We start from the raw sequence: 10,893 nt of genomic DNA on the forward strand, positions 1-10,893 counted from the left end.
GCCGCACTCCCCCCGCCCCCCTCCCGGCACCCCCCACCGGAGGCGGGGCCTTGGGGGTGCCCCCCCCCTCCCGGTCCGGAGTAAGGGTCAGGTGCGGGCGCCGTCCACGCGCCCCAGCAGCCCGGGCAGATCCGTCAGCAGCGGGGAGGGCCCGCACGCGGCGGCCGTGATCAGTTCTTCCAGCGCCTCCAGGTGCGCCCGGATCGCCGCCGGCGGAAGGTACGCGGTGTCGGCGGTCAGCATGACGGCGAGCGTGCCCTGTTCCTCGGTCACATGGACGCAGTAGCGGCAGCCCAGCCATTCTTGGGTGGCGGGGAAGGAGAACCGCGTACGCCTCCGGGCCTTGCTCAGCTCGTCGGCTCCCGGCGGGGGGCCGTCCGCCGGCGGGCGCGTGAAGAACCGCTGGTCGTTGTAACAGCAGTACGGATGCACGGGCGTCCCGCGTTCCCTGCCGATCCGCTCACGGAGCGCCTCCCACGCGACGGGGTCGTACGCGGCGGCCCGGTACCCGGCCATCGCCGCACGCCACGCCACCGGCAGCAGGTCCGTGAACCGTACGGCTCCGGTGGTGTCGAGGAGGAACGGAGCGTCCTGGGACAGCATCGCCACCAGATCCCGGTGGTCCGCCGCAGCGCGGTTGCCGACGATGGGCATCATCGCGGCCGTGCCGTGCCCGCCGTCGGCCGCGACGAGAGCCGCCAGGCCGGTCATCAGTACCGTCGACCCACTGACGCGGTGTGCGGCGGCCAGCGCGTCGGTGGCCGTGGCGAGGGCTTCCGACACCAGCCGGCCGCTCCAGAACCGGGGGGTCCGGGGGGCTGCGGCCTGCTGGGGAAACATCGTCGGAGGGATGCTGCGGTAGAAGGACTCCCAGTGGGCCAGCGCACGCTCGCTGCGGCGCACCCCCGCCGGTCCGTGCTGTTCCACGGCGAGGTCCATCGGGGTGGCGCGCGGCTTCCGGCCGGCGGAGCCGCGTACGACCAGCAGCCGCAGGTCGCGCACCACCTGCTCGGCGGCATGTCCGTCGCAGGCGAGATGACACAGCACCAGCACCGCGTGCGTCACCGTGCCCCCGCTGCGCACCGCGCCGACCCGCAGCGGCCACTCCCGTTCGTAGTCGAACCGGGTGGCGCTCAGCCGGTCGAGCAGATGCTGCGCGGCCGCGTCCGCGTGCTCCGGCCGTGGTTCGTCGACCACGGTCAGCGCCAGCCGGCCCGAGTCCGAGAGCGACTGTTCCGGCGTCCGGTCCGTCCCGCGCAGCCTGGTCCGCAGGGCCTCGTGACGTTCCATCAACGCGGCTACTGCGGCGGCCAGTTGCTCCAGGTCGGTCGACCGGCCGCGCTCCCCCAGGGGGAGGAGCCGACCGATGTTGAAGTAGATGTCGTTCGGGGCGGTCCGCAGGATCGCGTTCCAGATCGCCTGCTGCCCCCAGGTCAGCGGCGCCGTCCCCGAACGCTCCCCGGCGAAGGGGACCTCGACCACATCGGCCGCGAGGTCCGCCGCGGGGACCTCCGGCTCACTCACGGGGCGCTCCGGCGTCCGCGGCGTCGACCCGGGCGGCCAGGGTGTCCACGGTTTCCCGGTAGAACGACGGGTCGGCGAGGTCGACCTCGACGCCGAACTCCTCCTCCAGGGCGTCGGCCAGCCTCAGCAGGCCCAGCGAGGTGACTCCCACCTCGGTCAGGGTCGCCCGGGACGTGAGGAGTTCGGCCGTGCCGATCTGCCCGTCCATGGCCTCGCGGATCAGCACGGCGAGCCGGGCGCGCGTCCCGGTGGCGGGGGCGGCGGCGCTCACCGCTGTTCCTGCTCTGCCAGCCGGCGGCGCAGGCTCAGCGGCCTGATGTCGGGCCAGACCTCGTCGACGTGGACGACGCACTCGTCCTCCGTGCCGCTGAATCCGTCCGGCTGCCAGCCCTGCGGCGGGAGCGAATCGGCCGGCCACAGGGCGTGCTGCTCCTCCTCGTTGACCACCACCTGGTAGCGGATGCTCGCGTTCATCTGTTCTCCTCCATGAGGTCGGTGACGCAGGCTGCGACACCGTGGACGGTGGGGCTGTCGAAGAAGACGTCGAGGGGGACCGACACCCCGAACTCCTTGCGGATGCGACCCGCGATGGAGGTGATCGTCAGTGAGTGGCCGCCCAGGTCGAACAGGTCCTCGTCAGGTCCGAGGTCGTCGAGGTCGAACACGTGCCGCCAGATCGCCAGCACGGCGGCGACGACTCCTTGCTCCCCGCCGACGGTGACCTGCTCGTCCGTCGTGTCGCGGCTCCGCGGCGGCTCGGGCAGACGGGCCCGGTCGAGTTTTCCGTTGGGAGTGAGCGGAAGGGCGTCGAGCATGACGTACGCGGCGGGCAGCGCGGCGGCCGGCAGACTCCGGGCCAGATGGGCGCGCAGGGCGTCGGGAGACGGCACAGGGCCGACCTGTGCGGGCACGACGTATGCCACGAGCCGGTCCTGTTCGCCGTCCGCGCCGTCGCGGAGCACGGCCACGGCCTGGGCCACCTCCGGATGTCCCGAGAGCGCGGTCTCGACCTCGCCGAGTTCGATGCGGTGTCCGCGGATCTTGACCTGGGTGTCGGAGCGGCCCGCGAACTCCAGCCCTCCGTCGGTCCGGAGCCGGACCAGGTCCCCGGTGCGGTAGAGGCGGGAGCCGGGCGGGCCGAAGGGGTCGGGCACGAACCGGCTCGCGGTGAGCCCGGCCCGCCCGCGGTACCCGTGCGCGACGCCGCTGCCTCCGATGTACAGCTCGCCGGTCGTCGCGTACGGCAGCGGACGCAGGCGCTCGTCCAGGACGTACGTACGGGTGTTGGCCAGCGGGCCGCCGATGGTGACGGGGCCGTCCGCCTCGATACCGGCGGAGGTCGACCAGACCGTGGTCTCCGTCGGACCGTAGACGTTGACCAGCCGCCCCACGGCGCGGCGCAGCGTGGCAGCGAGGGGCGCGGGCAGCGCTTCCCCGCCGGTGAGCGCGACGAGGCCGGGGGCGTGCAGCCCGGAGGCGAGCATCAGCCGCCAGCCGCTCGGCGTGGCCTGTGCATGGGTGAGCGCGTGACGTTCGACGAGGCCGGTCAGCGCGTCGCCGTCGCGGTGCCGCCCCTCCGGTACGAGGACGACGCGACCGCCGGTGACGAGCGGGACGAAGAGCTCGACGGTGGAGATGTCGAAGGAGAGTGAGGTGAGGCCCAGCCAGCGGTCCCCGGGCCGCGCGTCGGCTGTTTCACCCATCGCGGCCAGCAGGTTCGCCAGCGCCCCGTGCGGCACCTCGACTCCCTTGGGCGTGCCGGTGGAGCCCGAGGTGTACAGCACGTACGCGGGGTCTTCGAGGGACGGCGGGGCCGGGGCGGGGGGTGGGGTGCCGATCTCGCCGAGGGGTCCCGGGGCGAGGACGTCGGGCCCGGGATCCTCGGAGACCTGGAGGGTGAGGCCGGAGTCGGCGCGCATGAACGCCAGCCGCTCCTCGGGGTGGTCGGGGTCGAGCGGCAGATAGGCCGCGCCGGCGGTGAGCACCCCGAGCACGGCGACGAGCTGGGCGGCGGACCGGGGCAGAGCGATGCCGATCAGGCTGCCGGGGCCGGCGCCCCGTTCGCGGAGCCGGTGCGCGAAGCGGCGTACCGCCGCGTCGAGTCGGGCGTAGCTGATCTCGTCGTCACCGTCGACGACGGCGACGGCGTCCGGGGTGGCCGCGGCCTGGGCCGCGAACAGGGCGGGCAGGCTGGTGTCGGCGTTGCCGGGCGCGGACGTGGTGTCGGTGAGCAGGAGCGCGAGCTCCTGCGGGGGGAGCAACGGCAGGTCGGCGACGGGGGTGTCGGGCGCGTCCAGCACGCCGTCCAGCAGGGTGAGGAAGTGGGTGAGGATACGTGCGGGGGCTTCGGGGGCGAAGGCGGCCGTGCGGTACTGCAGGCTGCCTTCGAGCGCGTCCGGTGCGTCGACGAGCTGGAGATGGGCGAGGTTGCGGGCGGTACGGGCGAAGCCGATCCATTCGGTACGGACGTCCAGCGCGTCACCGAAGCCGGCCGGCGCCGAGGTGGTGCGGCGCCGGTAGCTGACGGAGAGCGGGCACAGCGCCGTGCGCGGCGTCAGCCCACGGGCAGCACGACTCAGCGGCACCGGTCGGTGCACGTACAGGGCGCGCAGTTCCTCCCGGACCTCGTGGGCGAACTCCTGGAACGGGACGTGCGGTCGGGGGTGCGTGAAGAGCGGCAGCTCGTTGACGTGGAGCCCGACCCGTCCGGGTGTGGCCGGGGTGCGGGTCGAGAGCTCGACGGCGGTGGCGGGTTCGGTGTTGCCGTAGCGCAGCAGGAGCGTGTGCCAGGCGGCGGTCAGCAGTTCGAACCGGGTGAGGCCGAGCGCGTGTGCGGTGGCGGTCAGGCGGGCGTGCCGCCGGCCGTCGAGCCGGAAGTCGGCAGCGCTCCCGGGAGCGGGTGCGACCGGGTCCGCCGGGGAGTGTGCGGCCTGTCCCGGTAGGGCCGGAGCGGAGCTCTCCCGCCAGCGGCCGGCCCAGAACCGGGTGGCGGCGTCGACGGCCTGCCCGGTGGGGGCGGGTGCGGACGAAGGGGGTGTGTGCCGTTCGGAGGGCACGGTGGCGAGGTCGGGCTCCTGCTGGTTCGCGGCCCGGTAGTGACGCGCCAGCCCGGACACGTACACGTCCTTGGACTCGCCGTCGAAGACGATGTGGTGGGCGACCAGCAGCAGGGTGTGGCGGCCGGGTCCGGTGGTGAAGAGGGTCGGGCGGACCAGGGCACCGTCCGGGGCGAACGCGGCGGCGCTCTCCTCCTCCTGGAGCTTCTCCAGGTCCGCGGGGGCGCAGGTGTGGTGTCGCACGGGGGGAACCGGCCCGGGGACCAGACGCGGTCCGGCGGGGTCGACGCGGGCGGCGAGCACCGGGTTGTCGTGCACGAACCGGGTCCACGCGGTGTGCAGGGCCGCGAGGTCCAGCGGCCCCCGGAAGTGGAGCGCGACGCTGAGGTGATAGGCCGAACCGGTCCGCATCGCCTGTTCGGTGACCCAGACACCGTGCTGGGCCGGGTCCAGCGGGGCCGGATCGAACGGGACGGGTTCGGGCGCGGCCCGGCCGAGCGGGGCCGTGGCCGCGGAGGGTGTGGGCAGGGTCATGAGATCGCCTCGTCGTCCAGAAGCCGGTGCAGTTCACGTTTGAGGACCTTGCCGCCCTCGTTGCGGGGCAGGGTGTCGCGGAAGAGGAACCGGGCCGGGAGCTCGTGCGCCGCCAGCCGGTCCAGCAGGAAGGACCGCAGCCCGGGGACGTCGGGCTCGCCGTGCCGGGGTACCACCACGGCCGCCACCACACTGCCGAGCACCGGGTGCGGGATCCCGAAGGCCGCGGCGTCGGCGATCTCGGGATGGGCGTGCAGCGCGTTCTCCACCTGGATCGTGGAGACCTTGTACGCCCCGGACTTCACCACATCGCGTTCCCGGTCAAGCAGGTGGAGGTAGCCGTCGTCGTCCAGCATCCCGAGGTCGCCCATCCGCACCCACCGTCCCTGGAAGACGTCCGTGCCGCTTCCCTCCGGTCCGAGGTAGGAGCGGGGCGAGGCGGGAGAGCGCAGCCAGATCTCACCGGCCTCGCCGGCGGGAACGGGTCGGCCGTCACGGTCGGTGATCCGCAGCTGGTCGAGCGCAGCCGGCAGACCGGGCGAGTCCGGACGGCCGGGATCGAAGAGAAGGGTGATCTGTGCGGGCGCGGCCTCGGTGGAGGTGTAGTAGTTGACGATCTGCGCACCGTCGAAGACCTGTGACAGGCGCAGCGCGACGGGCTGCGGCAGCGCCGCGGCGGTGGAGCCGACCAGGCGGACCGAGCTCAGGTCGCAGCGCGACAGGGCCGGGGAGGCCAGCAGCTCGATGGCGGTCGCCGGCACGAGGAACACGCTGCCGACCGTGTGTTCCTCGATCAGCCGGGCGAACCGCAGGGGGGTGAACTGCGGGGCCGCGACACCGGTGGCTGCCGCGTTCAGGCAGTTGACGAGCATCGTCTGGCCGGCGTTCGTACCTATGGGAAAGCTGTGGAGGAAGGTACGGGAGTGCCGCAGCGGCCTGCGCCGTTCGTCGAGGGTGCACCCGTGGGCCAGGTTGGCGTGGGTCGCGCGGACGCCCTTGGGCAGGCCGGTGGTGCCGGAGGTGTAGAGGTACTGCGCGGGCGCGCCGGGAGCGGGCAGCGCGATGTCCGGCGCCTCCTCGCCGCCCTCGGCCTCGACCAGGTCGCCCGGTGCCGCCCACACCCCCTCGGGGAGCCGTGGCGGCGGTCCGTCCGGTGCGTGCAGGACGGCGACCGCCCGGCAGTCGCTCAGGACGTGCGCGGCGGCGGCCGGTGCCATGCGGTCGCTGAGCGGTACGGCGACCCCGCCGGCCCGCAGGACCGCGCAGTAGGCGACTGCGTACTCCGTCCAGCGGGTACTGCCGTACCACAGCCCCACCGGCTCCCCGGGGCCCAGCCCGCGCGCGAGGAGGCCTGCGGCGAGGGCGGCGGAGCGGCGCTGCCAGCTGCCGAAGTCGAGGCTGCTCCCGCCGTTGCGCAGCGCGGTGCGGTCGGGGTGGAGTGCGGCGCGGTGGGCCAGCACCTCCAGCAGGGATCCGGGAGGCGGCGCGGCGGCCGCGCGCCGGGGCACGGTCATCGCTGTACCCCGGCCGGCACCGGAGCGGCGTCGGCCTCCGGGGTCGCTTCGCGCTTCTCCTTCGCCGCCGTCAGGGCCTGGGCACGCTCCCTGAGGCCGATGAGGTCGTCCGGCTCGGCGTCCGGTACGTCCCGGTCGAAGCGGGCGAGCACCGGCCAGCGCAGGGCGAGGGCCACCAGGAGCAGCATGACGAGGCAGAACAGCAGATACATCAGGCCGATTCCGCGTCCCGGGCCGGTCCCGAGCACCCGGCCCACGCTGTCCGCCAGCACCCCGTCCTCGGCCAGCAGCGGGTCGAACAGTTTGACGCCGAGGGGAGCGATGAGGCCGTGGCCGATCGGCAGGGTGGACCAGGCGATCAGCGTGTTCAGTGCGAAGACCCTGCCGTGGAACCGCTGCGGCACCTTCACCTGCACGATGGTCGAGTACACCCCGTTGACCATCGAGATGGCGCAGGCCATTCCGAAGGCTCCGACGCCGATCACCCAGAGGTCGGCGCGCAGTCCGGTCACCGCGCTCGCCAGGGCGAATACGGCGGCCAGCGCCAGCATGCCGCGCACCCGATGTCTGCGGGGCCCGCCCCACACCCCCATGAGCAGTCCGCCCACGATGGCTCCGGCACCGCTCGCCATCGCCACTCCGGCCGCGTCGTCCAGGGTGCCGAAGGACAGCACCAGTGGTGTCACCAGCAGGAAGAGGGGCGAGAGGAAGAGGTTCAGTACGGCGAACCACAGCAGCATCGAGCGGAAGCCACGGTTGTGCCAGGTGTACGTGAACCCCTGTTTGATCTCCTCGACCACGGATTCCCGGCGGCTCCACGGCAGCGTCCGGGGGAATCTGACGCACAGCAGCACGCCCACGGCGACGACATAGCTGCAGATGTCGAGGATGAGCACGCCGCGCAGCCCGATGCCCGCCATGAGCGCGACCGCTACCAGCGGTACGACGAACTGGGCTGCGCCGAAGGCGAGTTGTACGGCTCCGTTGGCGTGCCCGAGGTACCGCTTCGGGACCAGTTGCGGAACGGCCGAGCTGTAGGCGAGGCGCTGGAAGGTGAGCGCCACGGACAGCACGGCGAGCAGGACGTACAGGTACCAGGTGTCCAGTTGCCCGGTCAGCAGAAGGGCGAGCATGGCGACCTGGCTGAGTCCGGCGGTGAGGTCACCGGCCAGCATGACCTTGCGGCGGTCGAAGCGGTCGACCACGGCTCCGGCCAGCGGACCGATGAGAATGCCCGGCAGCATCGCGACGACGGAGTACAGCGCGAACCGGGTCATCGACCCGGTCTCCAGCAGAATCCAGATGGGCAGGGCGAATTCGGTGAGCGCGGACCCCATGATGGAGGCGAGCTGGCCGAGCACGACCGTGAGGAAGCGGGCCATGCCCGGTTCCGGCCCGTCCGCCGTCCCCGAAGTGACCGGCGGGCTGCCACCTTCGCGCGGCGGGCGCGGGCCGAGGGCTCCGGCCGGTGCCTGTCCGGCGGCCGGCTCCGGGTCCGCACCGTCCGGCCCGGCGGTGTCCCGCACCGGGGCTCCGGTCCGGTCGGACGGATCGGCGGCCGGCTCCGCAGGCCCCGTCTCCCCGTGGAACCACCACGCCGCGTCCGGGGTCCGCGCCGGCAGCGACGCGGTGGCATCCTCGCGCAGGGCGCGGTGCACCGTGGTGACCGCCTCGGCGACCTCCGTGGCCCGGTACTTGACGAAGAAGTGGCCGCCCTGGTCGATCACCGCGACCGCCGAGCGCTCGGCCAGCAGCAGCCACTCCCGGTAGCGCTCGGAATAGAAGTCGGCGGCCGGATCGCGGTCGCCCACCAGCGACACCAGGGGTGCGCGCAGCCGTGGTGCTCCCGCCTCCACATCGGCGATCGCGCCGGTGAACCAGTCCTCCGCGGCCTGCGTGTCCCGGCGCATGTTGCCCACGATGAACGTGGTCTGTTCGCGGTCGAGCTGGGAGGTGTCGACCCCCATCCCGGTGAGCCAGTTGACGTAGACCCGGTTTCCGAGCAGGTCTTCCAGGGAGGCGATCCGGCTCAGCATGCCGAGCACACGGCTGCGCGGACGTGCGAAGGGGAACTGCGCTCCGGCGTAGACCGCTTCGAGTTCCCGGCCCGACGCCTCCAGCAGGCGTGCCGTCGCCACCGCCAGCGCGGTGCCGACGCCGCAGTGCCCGTACACGATCAGGGGACCCTCGACACGTTCCTCGATCTCGGCGGCGAGCTTCCCGGCCAGTTCTCCGAACGGCAGGTGTTCCTCGGTGACGCCGACGTCGTGACCGGGTATCGCGACGGACCAGAGCTCGTAGTCGTCGGGAAGCAGGTCGGCGACGGGCTGGTAGACGACCGCGCTGCCGCCTCCGTACGGGACACAGACCACGGTGGCGCGCCTGCGATCGGCAGGGACCTGGGAGGTCAGCCGGTGCAGCAGTCTGCGGGGGCCCCGGGCGTCCTCGGGCAGTTCCGCGAGCGCCGCCAGGTCCCTGACGGTCCGGCAGGTGAACAGGTCCATCACGCTGACCGGGCGGCCCCCGGCCTCCGGCAGCAGCGTCCGTGCCCGGGCCACGACCTGGGTGGCGAGCAGCGAGTGCCCTCCGAGGTCGAAGAAGTCCTCGTCCGCCCCGACCTCGTCCAGTCCGAGCACCTCGGCCCAGATCGCGGCGAGCACCCGCTCAGCAGGGCTCTCGGGTGCGAGGGCGGCTCCTGGGGCCCGGTGCAGCTCGGGCTTCGGCAGCGCCCTGCGGTCCAGCTTCCCGTTGGGGGTGAGCGGCAGGGCGGGCAGGGCGGTGAAGGAGACGGGCACCATGTAATCGGGGAGCACGAGTTTGAGCCGTGTCCGCAGCGCCTGTGGATCGAGGCCGTCCGGCCCGTCCTCCGTGACGAGGTAGGCCGCCAGCCGCTTGTCCCCCGGACTGTCCTCGCGTACGACGACGGCAGCCTCGGTCACGGCCGGCTGCGCGCGCAGGGCGGACTCGATCTCACCGGGCTCGATCCTGAGCCCGCGCAGCTTGACCTGCTGGTCGATGCGGCCGAGGTGTTCCAGCGTCCCGTCGGGGCGGCGCCTGCCCAGGTCGCCGGTCCGGTAGAGCCGTGAGCCGGGCGGACCGTACGGGTCGGGGACGAAGCGGCTCGCGGTCAGGCCGGGCCGGCGGTGGTAGCCGAGGGCGACACCGGTCCCCCCGATGTGGATCTCGCCCGGGGCGCCGGGCGGTACCGGCCGCAGCGTTCCGTCCAGGACGTACAGCCGGACGTTGTCGATCGGCCGCCCGATCGGCACGGTGTCCAGGACGCCCTCGCACTCCCACGAGGAGACGTCGACGGCCGCCTCGGTCGGGCCGTAGAGGTTCGCCAGCGCGCAGTCCGGCAGCAGGGCCCGGAAGGCACGTGCGGTGTCCGGCGGCAGCGCCTCGCCACTGCATACGACCCTCCGCAGCCCGGTGCACCGGGCTGCTCCCTCCTCGGCGAGGAAGAGCGGCAGCATCGAGGGGACGAAGTGGGCGACGGTGACGGGGACCGAGCGGATCAGTTCCTGGAGATATGCGGCGTCCTTCTGCCCGCCGGGGCGGGCCAGGACGATACGCGCCCCGGTCATGAGGGGCCAGAAGAACTCCCAGACCGATACGTCGAACCCGGCCGGAGTCTTCTGCAGTACCCGGTCCTCGGGGCCGATCGGGTAGCTCCGCTGCATCCAGAGCAGCCGGTTCACCAGGGCCCGGTGGGTGTTCGGCACTCCCTTCGGGCGGCCGGTGGAGCCGGAGGTGTAGATCAGGTACGCCGGATCGTCAGGCTGCGGCCCTGCGCCCCGACCCGCAGCGGGAGCGCTCCCACGATGCGCGTCGTCGTCCAGGTACAGCACGGCCGCGTCGCACACCTCGGGTACGGGAAGACCGCGCTGGGTGAGCAGGACGCGCGCTCCGCTGTCGGCGAGCATGAACTGCAGCCGCTCTGCCGGGTACTCGGTGTCCAGCGGGGTGTAGCAGGCGCCGGTACGCATCACGCCGAGCAGCGCCGCGACCAGGGCGTGCGAGCGTTCGGCGCTGACGGCGACCACGTCGCCGCGGGTGACTCCGGCCGCGATGAGCCGGCCGGCGATCCGGTCGGCGGCCTCGTCGAGTGCCGCGTAGGTGAGCGTGCCCTCGTCGCCGGTCACCGCCACCGCTTCGGGGGTACGCGCGATCTGCTCGCCGATCAGGGACACCAGGGTGGCATCGGCCGGGAGCGTGACGTCGGTGGCGTTGAACTCCTGCAGCTCCAGCTCGCGTTCGGCGTCGGA

6 protein-coding genes are annotated in these 10,893 nt (G+C 73.1%); all 6 read right to left on the minus strand.

Annotated elements, in window-relative coordinates:
- Positions 1-87: 87 nt before the first annotated feature.
- Entirely contained in the window at positions 88-1,524 is a 1,437-nt protein-coding gene (locus ACFWEP_RS22435; RefSeq protein WP_387372175.1) for a condensation domain-containing protein, read from the minus strand.
- Complete coding sequence (locus ACFWEP_RS22440) at positions 1,517-1,795, minus strand: phosphopantetheine-binding protein (RefSeq protein ID WP_387372177.1); 279 nt, start codon at positions 1,793-1,795, stop codon at positions 1,517-1,519. Before ACFWEP_RS22440 ends, ACFWEP_RS22435 begins: the two co-directional genes overlap by 8 nt.
- The gene (locus tag ACFWEP_RS22445; protein WP_387372179.1) at positions 1,792-1,998 is read right to left on the minus strand and encodes an MbtH family protein; all 207 of its coding nucleotides are present in this window, start codon (positions 1,996-1,998) and stop codon (positions 1,792-1,794) included. Before ACFWEP_RS22445 ends, ACFWEP_RS22440 begins: the two co-directional genes overlap by 4 nt.
- Positions 1,995-4,991 carry an amino acid adenylation domain-containing protein gene (locus ACFWEP_RS22450; protein WP_387372187.1) on the minus strand — a complete coding sequence of 999 codons (2,997 nt, stop codon included), beginning with the start codon at positions 4,989-4,991 and terminating at the stop codon, positions 1,995-1,997. The genes ACFWEP_RS22445 and ACFWEP_RS22450 overlap by 4 nt, the downstream gene beginning before the upstream one ends.
- Positions 4,992-5,110: 119 nt before the next feature.
- Positions 5,111-6,628: a class I adenylate-forming enzyme family protein gene (locus ACFWEP_RS22455; RefSeq protein ID WP_387372181.1), complete on the minus strand. Its 1,518-nt coding sequence runs from the start codon at positions 6,626-6,628 to the stop codon at positions 5,111-5,113.
- Positions 6,625-10,893: amino acid adenylation domain-containing protein (locus tag ACFWEP_RS22460; protein ID WP_387372183.1), on the minus strand; the 4,269-nt coding region annotated here is incomplete at its 5' end. The genes ACFWEP_RS22455 and ACFWEP_RS22460, both read right to left, overlap by 4 nt.

The sequence above is a fragment of the Streptomyces sp. NPDC060198 genome, from assembly GCF_042728415.1.
Lineage (GTDB): Bacteria > Actinomycetota > Actinomycetes > Streptomycetales > Streptomycetaceae > Streptomyces.

Excerpts from the sequence above, each read along its gene's own strand:
- ACFWEP_RS22445 (WP_387372179.1), bottom strand. The coding sequence starts at position 1,998 with ATGAACGCGAGCATCCGCTACCAGGTGGTGGTCAACGAGGAGGAGCAG.
- ACFWEP_RS22450 (WP_387372187.1), bottom strand. The coding sequence starts at position 4,991 with ATGCGGACCGGTTCGGCCTATCACCTCAGCGTCGCGCTCCACTTCCGG.
- ACFWEP_RS22455 (WP_387372181.1), bottom strand. The coding sequence starts at position 6,628 with ATGACCGTGCCCCGGCGCGCGGCCGCCGCGCCGCCTCCCGGATCCCTG.